Origin of the sequence: Microbacterium atlanticum, assembly GCF_015277815.1 — a bacterium.
GTDB classification, from domain to species: Bacteria; Actinomycetota; Actinomycetes; order Actinomycetales; family Microbacteriaceae; genus Microbacterium; species Microbacterium atlanticum.
The window spans coordinates 1,963,287-1,976,975 of sequence record NZ_CP063813.1 but is presented as its reverse complement, the minus strand read 5'-3'; the positions used below and the strand labels follow the sequence as shown (position 1 = coordinate 1,976,975).

Sequence of the window (13,689 nt, the reverse complement as noted above, 5' to 3'; positions counted from 1 at the left end):
GCGGTGTGCCTGACACGCCCACGACCTCACGCTGCGCTGTCGACGACGGCGGATGCCGCGGCCCGGTGCCCAGCGGTTCCCCGCTGCCCCTGTGCGAACGGCATCTCGCCATCGCGGGGGAGTGGGTGGCGGCGGAGTACGGCCTCACCGATGTGCTGCCCGCGCCCTGCCTGGCCTGCGGGTCGCGGCTGGGGGTGCGGTATCCGTCCGGATGGCTCTGCGCGGTGTGCGAATGGCGCCACGGCGATGTCCCCGATGCCGAGCTGGCGCCGCCGCGCGTCGAGGTCGTCTACTACCTGGGCTATGCCGACCGCGTCAAGATCGGCACCAGCGCCAACCCGCGGCAGCGCCTGTCGGCGATCTGGCACGACGAGCTGCTCGCCTTCGAGCGGGGCGGACGCGCGCTCGAGCAGCGCCGGCACCGCCAGTTCGCAGCCGACCGCCACCCGCGCACTGAGTGGTTCCGGCGCTCCGAGACGCTCGCGGCGCACATCGCCGCGCTCGCCGCCGGTGTGGATGACCCGTGGCAGCAGCATGCGCGATGGGTGAGCGAGGCGCTGGCCGCGCACGGGTGAGGACCTCGGGCGCGGGGGCGGCGGGCGACCGGCCCTCCAGCAGGTTCCTAGGAAGCGCCCCTACCGTGTGAAGGACCCCGCAGGACGGAGCAGACCATGGGACTATTCGATCGACTCTTCGGCGGCTCGGATGACGCGCGTCAGGCGCCGCCCGTGCCGCAGAACGCCTACGGCGGACAGCCGCCGCGGACCCAGCCCGGCATGCAGCCCCCGCGGAGCGAGGACGAGATCGCCATCGAGCGGTACCGCTACCTGCTGCGCACGGCGCCGCCCGAGACGATCGAGCAGGTGCATGCCGAGGCCTTCGCGAGGCTGACCGAGCCGCAGCGGCAGCAGGTGCTCGCGGAGCTCTCGGCCAGCCTGCCGCCGTACGAGCAGCCCCGCTCGACCGACCCCCAGACCATGGCGCGCGCGGCGACGCGAGCGGAGTACCAGAATCCGGGTTTCATTGAGCGCACGCTGGGCCCGCAGCGACAGGGCGGCGGCCCGTCGTTCGGGTCGATGCTGGGTTCGTCGATCCTCGGCACCGTCGTCGGCTACGTCATCGGCTCGGCGCTGGTCAGCTCGTTCATGGCACCGGCCTTCGCGGACGGGCAGGGCTATGAGGACGGCTCATCGGCCGGTGACGGCTCCGGGGACGTCGGGGCGGACGCGGGCGGCGGCGCGGACGCCGGGTGGGGAGACCCGGGCTCGGGATGGGGCGGGGACGCCGCCGGCGACATGGGCGGTTTCGGAGACTTCGGCGGCGACTTCGGCTTCTGACGCGAAAGGTCCGCCGCGGTCGCCGCCGGCGGGCGGTGAGCGCCGCGCGCGCCCCTCGCACACGGGAGGGCCGGCATCCGTTAGCGTCGCGTTATGACCGCCGCGAGACCGCGCGAATCCAGCGTGCTCATGGGCCGCCCGCGGCCGGGAGTCACGGCGCCCGAAGCAGCCGACGGCACGCGGGGTCGTACCGCGACGCTCAACCAGCTGCTGCTGGCAGGTGTCGTCTTCGTGCTCGGCGTGCTCGTGGCGATCGGGCCCTTCACCGGCGACCCGCTGCTGTTCTTCCTCGGCGTGGTGATCGTGATCGTCGTCGCCGCGGCCACGCTGGTCATCCCGTGGGGGCGCATCAGCTACGGCTGGGTCGCCCTGGTCCCGGCCGTCGACATCCTCGCCATCACCCTGATGCAGATCGCAGCGCCCGACACCGTGCTCGGTCTGCTGTGGATCTTCCCCACCACCTGGCTGGCCGGGGGATTCGGGCTGCTCGGATTGTCGGGGGTGATCGTGGCGATCGCCGGCATCGCCAGCGTGCTGGCCGCACTGAGCGCGACCGAGGTCACCTACCGCACGTTCCTGCTCCCGCTCGTGCTGATCGCCGTGGCGGCGACCAGCCATCTCAACGCACGCCGCTCGGATGCCCAGCGGATGCTGCTGGCGAAGCAGTCCGAGCTGCTGCGCAGCGTGCTGGCACGCACCCGCCGTCAGGAGCAGGTCGTCACGGAGGTGCTCGACGCCGTCGACTTCGGCGTCGTGCGCCTGCGCCCGGACGGGCGCGTCACCATCAACAACGAGGCGCATGGCCGCCTGCAGCTCGGACTGGAGCCGGGCGAGGCGTCCAAGGTCCCGGCCTTCCGAGACGACGGCACCTCCCGCCTCCCGCCGGACGAGCTTCCGCTGGAGCGCGCCCGCCGCGGCGAGGCGTTCGACGATCAGGTGGTGTGGTTCGGTGAGGAGCCCGGACCGCGTCGCGCGTTGAACATCACCGCGCGACGCATCATCGACCCCGACGGCCAGGACGCCGGCGCCGTGGTCGTCTCGCGCGACGTCACGGCCGAGCTGACCGCGCTCCGCGCCCGTGACGACCTCGTGGCGTCCGTCTCGCACGAGCTGCGGACACCGCTGACGTCGATCCTCGGCTATCTGGACCTGGCGATCGAAGACCCCGACACGCCGGAGGCCGTGCGCGCCGGGCTGGACGTCGCCGAGCGCAACGCCGAGCGGCTGCTGCGGATTGTCGCCGACATCCTCGCCGCGTCGAGCTCGTCGCCCTCCTCCGTCGAGGCCTCCCTCGTTCCCCAGCTGCTGGACCTGCGCGAGCTGATCGGTGCGGCCGCCGCCGACGCGGCGCCCCGCGCTGCCGCGCGGGCGATCACGATCGACCAGACCGGGCTCGAGCCGGCGAGCGCCTGGGCCGACCCGCTGCGTCTGCGGCAGGTGGTCGACAATCTCGTGTCGAATGCCATCGCCTACAACAAGGACGGTGGCACCGTGTTCGTCGGCACGACCAGCGACGGTACCTCGAGCTGGATCCTGGTCCGCGACACCGGGGTCGGCATCTCCGATGCGGACCGCTCCCGGCTGTTCCAGCGCTACTACAAGGCCGGTGGCGAGCGGCGCGCGGGGACCGGGCTGGGGCTCGCCATCACCCGGGACATCGTGCGCGCTCACGGCGGGGAGCTCGCCCTGCACACCGCGCCCGGCGTGGGATCGACCTTCATCGTGAAGCTCCCCGCCCAGCCCCCGGAAGGAGAGGGATCATGACGCTCGATCTGGCCAGCATCCACCTGATCACCGCTCTCGTGGTCAACGTGAGCGGCGTGGTGTTCATCATCGAGACCATCCTCCGCCGCGACGAGGGCGCCGGCCGGATCTGGTCCATCGCGTTCCTCGCGGGCATGCTGACGACCCTCGCGTACACGGTGTGGGTGCTCGCCGACGGCGCCTGGTGGGCGATCGCCGTCGGAAACGCCGCCTTCGTGGTCGGAACCGGGTGCATGTGGCTCGGATGCCGCCGCTTCAACGGGCGCCGCATCCGGTGGGCGTCGCTCGTCGTCGCCGCCGCGGCCCTCGGCGCAGTCGCTGCCGTCGCTGTCGAAGGCGAGAGCGGCGGGGACTGGGCAGGGGCCCTGTGGATGTTCGTGCCGCTCCTCGCCTTCGCCGCCGCCGGTGCCGCGGAGTGCTTCCAAGGCGACATGCGCGAGTCCCGCACGGCGTGGGTCCTGGGCGCGGTCCTCGGATTCCAGTCGCTGTACTACGTCTCGCGCACCTCGGCGTTCGTGACGTCGGGACCCGACAGCGCCCTGTTCCAGACGGCGTTCGGGACCATCCCGACCAGCTTCCTCACCGTGACCCTCACGATCGTCGCGGTCGTCGTGACCTCGGTGCTGCGCGCGAGCCGTGCTCCGATGCGCGGGTACCTGGCGCGCGCGTCGCCGGGGGAGGCCGACTCGGGCATCGTCGACGCGCACTCCTTCCAGGGGGTCCTGGACGGTCTGTGCGATCGGGCGTGGCGACGCGGGGAACTGGTCGCGGTGACCTCGGTGCGCCTGGACGACCTCGACCAGATCTCCACCGCGTTCGGCAGCGAGGTCGCCGGCGCGGTGTCGGAGACGTGGCGCGCCGGGGTGCGTCGGCACGCACCCACCAACGCGGTCGTGGCCGAGGACGGCCCGACCGGCCTGGTGGTGGCGCTCGGCGTCTCGTCCGGGGCAGAGGCCAGGCGGCAGGCCGGCGCGATCTACCGCGCGCTCTTCGACGACCTCGCCAAGGTGGGCGAAGGCGTGATACCGGTGGTGGGCGTAGGGGTCGCGCTGAGCGACACGGCGGGATACGAGCCCGTCCACCTCATCGGCGTCGCGCGTGACGCCGCCAGCAGGGCGGCGGCGAACGTCGAGACGTCCGTGCTCGTCGACGAGGGGGAGTGAGCGGCCGACGCGGTCGCGGCGTTCAGGCGGTGAGGCGGTAGCCGACGCCGCGGACCGTCTCGATCCACCGCGGCTGGGACGGCGACTCGCCGAGCTTGCGCCGCAGGTTGGCCATGTGCACCTCGATCGCGCGCGCGTCGCTGTCGCTGACGAAGTCGCTCACGGTGTACTGATCCCCGCGCAGCATGATCGCGAGGTCGGCCTTCGCGCGCACCCGCCTGCCTGCGACCAGCAGGTCGGCGAGGATGTCGAACTCGCTGCGCGTGAGCTCGATGTCGTTCCCGTCAACGCAGACGATGTGCGTCTCGGCGTTGAGCCGGAGGCCGCGGTGCTCGAGCCACGCGCCGTCGTCCGTCGCCGGGGGAGCGCTGTCGGCTGTCTGCTCGGCGGGGGCGACGTGACGCGGGCGGCGCAGCATCGCATCGATCCGCGCGCGCAGCTCCCGAGGCCGGAACGGCTTGGCGACGTAGTCGTCGGCACCCGCCTCCAGCCCCTGGAGCGCGTCGATCTCCTCCGTGCGTGCGCTCAGCATCACGATGTAGGTCGAGCTGATGGCGCGGATGCGCTTGGCCGTCTCGAAGCCGTCCATCCCGGGCATGTTGACGTCGAGGGTGGTCACCAGCGGTCGGCGCTCGCGGACGAGCTCGACGCCGTCTGCGCCGTTGGCGGCGTCGTGAACCTCGAATCCGGCTTGTCCGAGGACCGTGGACAGCAGCGACCGGATATCTGCCTCGTCTTCGATGACGACGGCGACCCGAGATTCCTCCACCGTTGCACCTTCCCCGCGCGGGGTTGCGGACGACCGTTCGCGGACGTCCGAAATGATATCCCAGAAAACGCTCTGGAATCCGCGGGGTCGATCGTGCATCACCGGAGGGGGTGAGGATGGAGGGAGGCGGTGGTGTGTGAGCGGCGGCTCGTGGTGTGCGAACGACAGGGCGCGCGAAGGGCGGGAGATGCCCCCACACCCCGCCCCACGCGCGTCCTCGGCGTGCGGAGCCTGGCCGCTTTCGTCCCCACGCGAGCGGCCGGCCCGCACTCCCGGACGACCCCACCGCTCCTGCCGTCCAGCGGACGGGAGATGCGGCGTGTGCGGAGGGGCGAATCGGCGTCGTGCGCAACGTGGTCGCGTCCGACGGTCATCTTCCGCCCTCCCCAGCTCCGCACCTGCGGATCTGTCCTTCGGGTGTCCCCGACGCTACTCCCGGCCCCTCAACTCCCGCTCAGCGCAGCCTCAAGAAGTCCGCAGGCTTGCCGGAGTCCCCGCGCGCCGAAGCGACAGGCCGCATGGCATCCTCGAGAGATGCCGCTCGTCGCCCTCACCGGAGGCATCGCCTCGGGGAAGTCCACCGTCGCCCGCCGCCTCGCCGGACACGGCGCCGTCGTCGTCGACGCCGACCAGATCGTCCGCGAGGTGCAGTCGCCGGGCTCAGCCGTGCTCGCTGCCATCGCGAGGGAGTTCGGCGCCGGGATGCTGCGCCCCGACGGATCGCTCGACCGTGCGGCGCTCGGAAGCCGCGTGTTCGGCGACGACGCCGCGATCGCACGCCTGAACGCGATCGTGCACCCGGCCGTGCGCACGGAGTCGGCGCGCCGCTTCGCCGAGGCCTTCGCGGCCGACCCCTCGGCGGTCGTCGTCTACGACGTTCCGCTTCTCGTGGAAGCGCGCGTCGACGACCCCTGGGAGCTCGTCGTGGTGGCGCACGCGCCCGCTGCCGTCAGGGCGCGGCGGCTCGTCGAGCTGCGCGGGCTCACCCAGGCGGAGGCCGAGGCGCGGATCGGCTCGCAGGTTCCCGACGAGGCGCGTCTGCGCGTCGCCGACGTGGTCATCGACACCGGCGGCGCTCTCGACGAGACGCTGCGTCAGACGGACGAGCTGTGGCGGCGCCTGCCCGAGCACGTGGCCCGGCGCGCGTCGGCGCGCTAGTCCCGGCCGCTCGGGGGATCCGAAGGCGCCGGGGGCGAAGCATCCGTCGTCTTCGCGTCGCGGCGCCGACGACCTCGGGCGCGCAGGGCCATCGTCACCGCCACGACGAAGGCGACCATGATGGCCAGCGCCACGAGCGGCAGGGCGAGCGCGGACACGGACAGGCCCAGTGATGTCGCGTCCTCAGCCGTGCTGAGGGCGGGGGCGGCCATGCCGGCGGTGGCGACGTTCGCCGCCGGTCGCACCGCCGTCTTGGCCACGTGGACGGCCAGGGCGATCACGACGCCGACGACGATCGGGATCCAGGCCGTGCCGGTGAAGAGGTCGGGATCGTCGACGCGGACGGTCTCGGCGCTCGACCCCGCGCCGAACGCGATCCCGCCCGCCACCGGTCGCACCGCGGTCTGGATGACGTCGTTGACCGAGTCGACCGCCGGGATCTTGTCGGCCACGATCTCGACGACCAGCAGGATCCCCACGACCCAGAGGGCGACGTCCGACGAGAGCCACGCCCATCCGGCGGGGAGCTCGACGGCCGGGACGAGGCGATCGGCGATCCCGAGCACGAACAGCGGCATCCAGGCGTTCAAGCCCGCGGCCGTCGCGAGCCCCGACCCGACGATGAACTCCAGCACGCGTCCACTCTAGGATCCCGCGACTGCCGCGGCGGGACCGCCGTCCGCGATACCCGACGGGCGCCGTGCGGCGTAGCCTGGAAGCGGAGCGAGGAGGTGTCACATGGGCGTGTTCTCGAGATTCCGGCGGCGTCGCACCCCGTATCAGTCGACGACCGAGGAGGAGCGCATCGCGCGCTACGTGTACCTGCTGAACAGCCTGCCCGCATCGGTCATCGAGAGCGCGCACGCGTCGGCCTTCAAGGACGTGCCGCCCGAGCGCCGCCGCGAGATGTTCGAGCAGCTCCGGCCCTTCCTGGCCGACTCCGAGCGCGACGCCGCGGCGGAGGATCCCACGGTGATCGCACGGCTCGTCCGCCGCGCGGAGGAGCACCGCGCGCGCCGCTCTCATGAGGCGGGGACGGATGCCGCGACCCATGCCCCTGCGGAGACGGCGCGCACGGCGGTCGGCGTCGTCGACGGCGATCCCCGCGACGGGGTCGACCCCCGCGCCATGCTGATGAACGTCGGCGTGATGGCCCTCGTCGCGAACCAGTTCCTGCTGTCGAGCTCGGTCGCCGCGTACTACACGGTCGGTGCCGGCTCGCTGCAGCTCGCCTCCGAGCCGGGTTGGGTCGCCGAGACGTTCGACCCCGGATCGAGCGGGTTCGACGGCGGCGCGGGCGGGTTCGACGGCGGCTCCGGCATGGACGGCGGCGGGTTCGCGGGCTTCGACGGCGGGGGGTTCGGCGGGTTCGACGGCGGCGGCGGCTTCGGCTGACCGGCCAGGCGCGCAGTCGCGTGCCCCGGTGCGGCGCGGGGACGGAGGCATCCGCTCGCGGCGAACGCGACCCCGGTGTCGGTGGTGCGGCCTACGCTGGATCGGGTGCAGACCACACGATCCGTGCGGCCCTTCGAGGTCATCAGCGAGTTCGCGCCATCGGGCGATCAGCCTCAGGCGATCGCCGAGCTCGCTGCGCGCATCAACGCCGGTGAGACCGATGTCGTTCTGCTCGGCGCGACGGGCACCGGCAAGTCCGCCACGACCGCGTGGCTCGTCGAGGCCGTGCAGCGGCCGACGCTCGTCCTCGCCCACAACAAGACGCTGGCCGCGCAGCTCGCCAACGAGTTCCGCGAGCTGATGCCGAACAACGCCGTCGAGTACTTCGTCAGCTACTACGACTACTACCAGCCCGAGGCCTACGTCCCGCAGACCGACACCTTCATCGAGAAGGACTCCTCGATCAACGCGGAGGTCGAGCGCCTGCGGCACTCCACGACCAACTCGCTGCTCAGCCGCCGCGACGTCGTCGTCGTCAGCACCGTCTCGTGCATCTACGGCCTCGGCTCGCCCGAGGAGTACCTGCGCGCGATGGTGGCACTGCAGGTGGGGGAGCGCTACGACCGCGACGCGCTGATCCGCAAGTTCATCGCGATGCAGTACAACCGCAACGACGTCGACTTCTCACGCGGCAACTTCCGCGTGCGCGGCGACACCATCGAGATCATCCCCGTGTACGAGGAGTACGCCATCCGCGTCGAGATGTTCGGCGACGAGATCGAGGCGCTCTTCATGCTCCATCCGCTCACCGGCGACGTCGTGCAGCGGCTGGACTCCGTGCCGATCTTCCCCGCGACCCACTACGCGGCCGGCACCGAGACCGTGCAGCGCGCGATCGGCACGATCGAGCACGAGCTCGAGGAGCGCCTGAAAGAGCTCGAGTCGCAGAACAAGCTCCTCGAGGCCCAGCGACTGCGGATGCGAACGACGTTCGACCTCGAGATGCTCCAGCAGCTCGGCTTCTGCTCGGGCATCGAGAACTACTCGCGTCACCTCGACGGCCGTATGCCCGGTGAGCCCCCGCACACGCTGCTGGACTTCTTCCCCGACGACTTCCTGATGGTCATCGACGAGTCGCACGTCACCGTGCCTCAGATCGGCGCCATGTACGAGGGCGACGCGTCCCGCAAGCGCACGCTCGTCGAGCACGGGTTCCGCCTGCCGAGCGCCCTCGACAACCGCCCGCTGCGGTGGGACGAGTTCAAGGACCGCGTCGGGCAGACGGTGTACCTGTCGGCCACGCCCGGGCGGTACGAGATGGGCATCGCCGACGGCGTGGTCGAGCAGATCATCCGGCCCACGGGCCTGGTCGACCCCGAGATCATCGTCAAGCCGTCCAAGGGCCAGATCGACGACCTCCTCGAAGAGATCCGGGTGCGCGTCGAGCGCGACGAGCGCGTGCTGGTGACGACGCTGACCAAGAAGATGGCGGAGGAGCTCACCGACTTCCTCGGTGAGCACGGCGTGCGGGTCCGCTACCTGCACTCCGACGTCGACACGCTCCGCCGGGTGGAGCTGCTGAGCGAGCTGCGGGCGGGCGTCTACGACGTGCTGGTCGGCATCAACCTGCTCCGGGAGGGTCTCGATCTGCCCGAGGTGTCGCTCGTGTCAATCCTCGACGCCGACAAGGAGGGGTTCCTGCGAAGCGGCACCTCTCTCATCCAGACGATCGGTCGTGCGGCGCGCAACGTGTCGGGCCAGGTGCACATGTATGCCGACACGGTGACCGACTCGATGCGCAATGCGATCGAAGAGACCGACCGGCGCCGCGAGAAGCAGATCGCCTACAACACCGCCAACGGCATCGACCCGCAGCCGCTGCGCAAGCGCATCGCCGATATCACCGAGGTGCTGGCACGGGAGGCATCGGACACCGATCGGATGCTGCGCGGCAAGGCGGCGTCCAAGACCAAATCCGGCGTCGGCAAGAGCCCGACTCCGCAGCTGCGCCGAGAGGGCATCGCCGCCGAGGGGGCGGAGCAGCTGGAGGCCACGATCGCCGATCTCAGCCAGCAGATGCTCGCCGCGGCGGGCGAGCTGAAGTTCGAGCTCGCCGCCCGTCTGCGCGACGAGGTGCAGGAGATGAAGAAGGAGCTGCGCGCGATGGAGCGAGCGGGGCACGCCTGAGGCGTGAGCCGCCGCGCGGGGGCCTCGACACACGCCGATCGCGCAGCTGGCCGACTCGTGTCGAGGAGGGACGCCGCGCCCCCACTATGGGCAGTGCATGAGCGGCTTGGGACCCGACCGGTCGAAGGTGTGCTGCGCGATCGGCGCGCCGCACAGCGGGCACCCCCGTTCCGCGCGCTCGGCCGCGGTGGGCGCAGGAGCGGTCTCGTAGGGTCCGACCTGAGCCGGACCTGCGAGGCGGATCAGGTTCGCGTTCAGGTAGGCGTACCAGCCGCCGGCGTCACGGACGCGCTCTCGGAGCGGGCGACGGTCGGGAGCGGCGGCATCCGGATTCGGCATGTCTTTAGTGTACTAACGATTCGCGAACTAGACTTCCGCCGTGACCACCGATCGCCCGACGCCCGATGATCTGCTGAAGCTCGACAACCAGTTGTGCTTCGCGCTGGTGACCGCGGCGCGCAACGTCGTGGGGTTGTACCGCCCGCTCCTCGAGCCGCTCGGTCTCACCCATCCGCAGTACCTGGTGATGCTCGCCCTCTGGGAACGCTCGCCGCAGTCGCTGGGCGAGATCGCGCGCGAGCTGGCGCTCGAGCCGGCGACCGCGTCCCCCCTGGTCAAGCGCCTGGAGGCGCAGGGACTGGTGTCGCGCGCGCGTCGCGACGGCGACGAGCGGGTGCTCGACATCGGACTCACCGCGGCGGGGAGGGCGCTCCGGCGCCAGGCGCTGCAGGTGCCGGAGCAGGTGATGGCGCGCACCGGCATGAGCGTGGCAGAGGTGGCGGCGCTGCGGGACGCGCTCCAGGACTTCGCCGGCGCGGCGTCGCACGCGGAACCGGCGCGGGCCGAGCGCTGACGGCTCTTCGCCCCCGGCGAACGGCTCACGGGCCCCATGTCGGAGGCCCCGCCTACACTTGTCTGGTGCCCATCGTCCCTGTCGCCCTGCCCGGAAACACCCCCGGAAGCGCCTCCGCGCACCTCTCGACCGCCCTCGGCGGCGGCAGCGGAAAGCTGAGCGTCCGCGGAGCCCGCGTGCACAACCTCAAGGACGTCGACCTCGACATCCCGCGGGACTCCCTCGTTGTGTTCACCGGCCTGTCGGGCTCGGGCAAGTCGAGCCTGGCATTCGACACGATCTTCGCCGAGGGGCAGCGCCGGTACGTCGAGTCGCTCAGTGCCTACGCCCGGCAGTTCCTCGGCCAAGTCGACCGTCCCGACGTCGACTTCATCGAGGGGCTGAGCCCCGCCGTCTCGATCGACCAGAAGTCGACCAACCGAAATCCCCGCTCCACGGTCGGCACGATCACCGAGATCCACGACTACATGCGTCTGCTGTGGGCGCGCATCGGCGTGCCCCACTGCCCGGAGTGCGGCGAGGTCATCCAGCGGCAGACCGTGCAGCAGATCGCGGACCAGCTCATAGAGCTGCCCGAGCGCACGCGATACCAGATCGTCGCGCCGGTCGTCACCCAGAAGAAGGGCGAGTTCGTCGACCTCTTCAAGGAGCTCGGCGCGAAGGGCTACGCCCGCGCGATCGTCGACGGCGAGCTGATCCAGCTGGCGGAGCCGCCGACGCTCAAGAAGAGCTACAAGCACGACATCGCCGTGGTCGTCGACCGACTCGTGGCAGCGCCCGGCATCCTGGACCGGGTGACCGACTCGGTCGAGACGGCGCTGTCGCTCGCCGGCGGCGTGCTGCAGATCAACTTCGTCGACGAAGAGGGCGATGCGGCGTGGCAGTCGTTCTCCGAGAAGCTCGCCTGCCCGAACGGCCACCCGCTCCAGCTGACCGAGATCGAGCCGCGCACGTTCTCGTTCAACGCCCCGTTCGGCGCCTGCCCCGCCTGCTCCGGGCTCGGCACGCGCATGTCGGTCGACGTCGAGCTGATGCTCGGCGACGAGGACCTGTCGATCCGCGACGGCGTCCTGATCCCGTGGACGACGCAGGGCAAGGGGCTCTTCCAGTACTACGAGCGCCTGCTCGAGGGGCTCGCGAGCGACCTGGGCTTCTCGCTCGACACGCCGTGGAAGCGCCTCCCGTCGGCAGTCCGCGAGGCGGTGCTGCGCGGTGAGAACTACAAGGTCACGGTGAAGTGGAAGAACCGCTACGGTCGCGAGATGCGGTACTCCTCGGGGTTCGAGGGCGTCGTCCCCTACATCGAGCGCCAGTACACGCAGGCGGAATCCGACACGCAGCGCCAGCGCTGGGCGGAGTACCTGCGTGAGGTGCCGTGCCCCGTGTGCAACGGCGACCGGCTGAAGCCGGAGGTGCTGGCGGTCCTCGTCCACGGCCATTCGATCGCGGATGCCTCGCACCTGAGCCTCGGTGAGGCGCGCGAGTATTTCGCCCAGCTGACCCTGACCGAGCGCGAGGCGACGATCGCCGCGCAGGTGCTGCGCGAGATCCGCGTGCGCCTGGACTTCCTCATACGCGTCGGCCTCGACTACCTCAGCCTCAGTCGCGCGGCCGGCACCCTCTCCGGGGGTGAGGCGCAGCGCATCCGCCTCGCGACGCAGATCGGCTCCGGCCTGACGGGCGTGCTGTACGTCCTCGACGAGCCGTCGATCGGGCTCCACCAGCGCGACAACCGGCGACTCATCGAGACGCTGGTGGCGCTGCGCGATCTCGGCAACACGCTCATCGTCGTCGAGCACGACGAGGAGACCATCCATGCCGCCGACTGGATCGTCGACATCGGTCCCGGCGCGGGTGTGAACGGCGGCGAGGTCGTGCACTCCGGCCCCATCGACGTGCTGCTCACCGACTCCGGCTCGATCACCGGCGACTACCTCGCAGGCCGGCGCGCGATCACGACGCCGAAGAAGCGCCGCAAGATCGACAAGAGCCGTCAGGTCAGCGTCGTCGGCGCGCGCGAGAACAACCTCAAGAACGTCACCGTCGACTTCCCGCTGGGCGTGCTGACCGCTGTCACGGGGGTGAGCGGCTCGGGCAAGTCGTCGCTGGTCAACGGCATCCTGTACCAAGTGCTGGCGACGCGGCTCAACGGCGCCCGGCGGGTGGCGGGCAAGCACACCCGGGTCACCGGGCTGGACAACCTCGACAAGGTGGTGCACGTCGACCAGGCGCCGATCGGCCGCACGCCGCGATCGAATCCGGCGACCTACACCGGCGTGTTCGACCGCATCCGCACCCTGTTCAGCGAGACGCCCGAGGCCAAGGTCCGCGGCTACCAGCCGGGCCGGTTCAGCTTCAACGTCAAGGGCGGCCGGTGCGAGGCGTGCTCGGGCGACGGCACGATCAAGATCGAGATGAACTTCCTGCCCGATGTGTACGTCGACTGCGAGGTGTGCCACGGCAAGCGGTACAACCGCGACACGCTCGCGGTGCACTACAAGGGCAAGAACATCGCCGAGGTGCTGGAGATGCCGATCGCCGAAGCGGCGGAGTTCTTCGAGCCGATCCAGGCGATCCACCGCTACCTCAAGACGCTCGTCGACGTCGGCCTCGGGTACGTGAGGCTCGGCCAGTCGGCCACCACGCTGTCCGGCGGCGAGGCGCAGCGCGTGAAGCTCGCGACCGAGCTGCAGCGGCGCACGAACGGCCGCTCGATCTACGTGCTCGACGAGCCGACGACCGGTTTGCACTTCGAAGACGTCCGCAAGCTCCTCGAGGTGCTCAACGGACTCGTCGACAAGGGCAACACCGTCATCGTCATCGAGCACAACCTCGACGTCATCAAGTCGTCCGACTGGGTCATCGACCTGGGGCCGGAGGGCGGAGCCGGCGGCGGGCAGGTCATCGCGACCGGCACGCCGGAGCAGGTCGCCCGTGTCACCGGCAGCCACACCGGTGCCTTCCTCGCGGAGGTGCTCGGGGTCCGCGCGCCGGCAGGCCCGGTCGCCGAGCCCGCTTCCCAGGTCGCCGAGCCCGTCGAAGTGCGCAGGGCCGGCTGAGCGG

At 71.1% G+C, this 13,689-nt stretch carries 12 protein-coding genes; 9 read left to right on the top strand and 3 right to left on the bottom strand.

Going from position 1 to position 13,689, the window contains the following annotated elements; translation table 11 throughout:
- The first annotated feature begins 5 nt into the window (after positions 1-5).
- The 4 genes from IR212_RS08960 to IR212_RS08945 all read left to right on the top strand — a co-directional run bounded on the left by IR212_RS08960 (position 6) and on the right by IR212_RS08945 (position 4,264).
- On the top strand, positions 6-575 hold the full coding sequence (locus tag IR212_RS08960; protein ID WP_228479243.1) for a GIY-YIG nuclease family protein: 570 nt from the start codon (positions 6-8) through the stop codon (positions 573-575).
- Between the two features lie 96 nt (positions 576-671).
- On the top strand, positions 672-1,337 hold the full coding sequence (locus IR212_RS08955) for a hypothetical protein (RefSeq protein ID WP_194395605.1): 666 nt from the start codon (positions 672-674) through the stop codon (positions 1,335-1,337).
- A 93-nt stretch (positions 1,338-1,430) separates the two neighbouring features.
- Positions 1,431-3,101: a sensor histidine kinase gene (locus IR212_RS08950; protein ID WP_228479242.1), complete on the top strand. Its 1,671-nt coding sequence runs from the start codon at positions 1,431-1,433 to the stop codon at positions 3,099-3,101.
- Positions 3,098-4,264 (top strand): hypothetical protein, encoded by a 1,167-nt coding sequence (locus IR212_RS08945; protein WP_194395604.1) that lies wholly within the window; start codon positions 3,098-3,100, stop codon positions 4,262-4,264. Before IR212_RS08950 ends, IR212_RS08945 begins: the two co-directional genes overlap by 4 nt.
- 22 nt (positions 4,265-4,286) lie before the next feature.
- Here the strand turns inward: IR212_RS08945 and IR212_RS08940 are convergent, their stop codons facing one another.
- Complete coding sequence (locus tag IR212_RS08940) at positions 4,287-5,033, bottom strand: response regulator transcription factor (protein ID WP_228479241.1); 747 nt, start codon at positions 5,031-5,033, stop codon at positions 4,287-4,289.
- A 534-nt stretch (positions 5,034-5,567) separates the two neighbouring features.
- Between IR212_RS08940 and coaE the strand changes: the two genes are divergently transcribed.
- Positions 5,568-6,191 carry a dephospho-CoA kinase gene (coaE, locus tag IR212_RS08935; protein WP_194395602.1) on the top strand — a complete coding sequence of 208 codons (624 nt, stop codon included), beginning with the start codon at positions 5,568-5,570 and terminating at the stop codon, positions 6,189-6,191.
- Here the strand turns inward: coaE and IR212_RS08930 are convergent.
- On the bottom strand, positions 6,188-6,826 hold the full coding sequence (locus IR212_RS08930; RefSeq protein WP_194395601.1) for a DUF4126 domain-containing protein: 639 nt from the start codon (positions 6,824-6,826) through the stop codon (positions 6,188-6,190). The genes coaE and IR212_RS08930 overlap by 4 nt on opposite strands.
- A gap of 103 nt (positions 6,827-6,929) precedes the next feature.
- Here IR212_RS08930 and IR212_RS08925 point away from each other — a divergent pair, with 103 nt between their 5' ends.
- On the top strand, positions 6,930-7,586 hold the full coding sequence (locus IR212_RS08925) for a hypothetical protein (protein WP_194395600.1): 657 nt from the start codon (positions 6,930-6,932) through the stop codon (positions 7,584-7,586).
- Between the two features lie 105 nt (positions 7,587-7,691).
- On the top strand, positions 7,692-9,773 hold the full coding sequence (uvrB, locus tag IR212_RS08920; RefSeq protein ID WP_194395599.1) for an excinuclease ABC subunit UvrB: 2,082 nt from the start codon (positions 7,692-7,694) through the stop codon (positions 9,771-9,773).
- Between the two features lie 84 nt (positions 9,774-9,857).
- Here uvrB and IR212_RS08915 read toward each other — a convergent pair whose 3' ends face one another.
- Positions 9,858-10,112, bottom strand: coding sequence for a hypothetical protein (locus IR212_RS08915; protein WP_194395598.1), 255 nt, complete (start codon positions 10,110-10,112; stop codon positions 9,858-9,860).
- A gap of 40 nt (positions 10,113-10,152) precedes the next feature.
- Here IR212_RS08915 and IR212_RS08910 point away from each other — a divergent pair, with 40 nt between their 5' ends.
- Both IR212_RS08910 and uvrA read left to right on the top strand, forming a co-directional pair.
- Positions 10,153-10,626, top strand: a complete 474-nt coding sequence (locus tag IR212_RS08910; RefSeq protein ID WP_228479240.1) for a MarR family winged helix-turn-helix transcriptional regulator — start codon at positions 10,153-10,155, stop codon at positions 10,624-10,626.
- A gap of 65 nt (positions 10,627-10,691) precedes the next feature.
- Positions 10,692-13,685 (top strand): excinuclease ABC subunit UvrA, encoded by a 2,994-nt coding sequence (gene uvrA / locus IR212_RS08905; protein ID WP_420488593.1) that lies wholly within the window; start codon positions 10,692-10,694, stop codon positions 13,683-13,685.
- Positions 13,686-13,689 lie beyond the last annotated feature (4 nt).

Excerpts from the sequence above, each read along its gene's own strand:
- IR212_RS08950 (WP_228479242.1), top strand. The coding sequence starts at position 1,431 with ATGACCGCCGCGAGACCGCGCGAATCCAGCGTGCTCATGGGCCGCCCG.
- IR212_RS08945 (WP_194395604.1), top strand. The coding sequence starts at position 3,098 with ATGACGCTCGATCTGGCCAGCATCCACCTGATCACCGCTCTCGTGGTC.
- IR212_RS08955 (WP_194395605.1), top strand. The coding sequence starts at position 672 with ATGGGACTATTCGATCGACTCTTCGGCGGCTCGGATGACGCGCGTCAG.
- IR212_RS08915 (WP_194395598.1), bottom strand. The coding sequence starts at position 10,112 with ATGCCGAATCCGGATGCCGCCGCTCCCGACCGTCGCCCGCTCCGAGAG.
- coaE (WP_194395602.1), top strand. The coding sequence starts at position 5,568 with ATGCCGCTCGTCGCCCTCACCGGAGGCATCGCCTCGGGGAAGTCCACC.
- IR212_RS08925 (WP_194395600.1), top strand. The coding sequence starts at position 6,930 with ATGGGCGTGTTCTCGAGATTCCGGCGGCGTCGCACCCCGTATCAGTCG.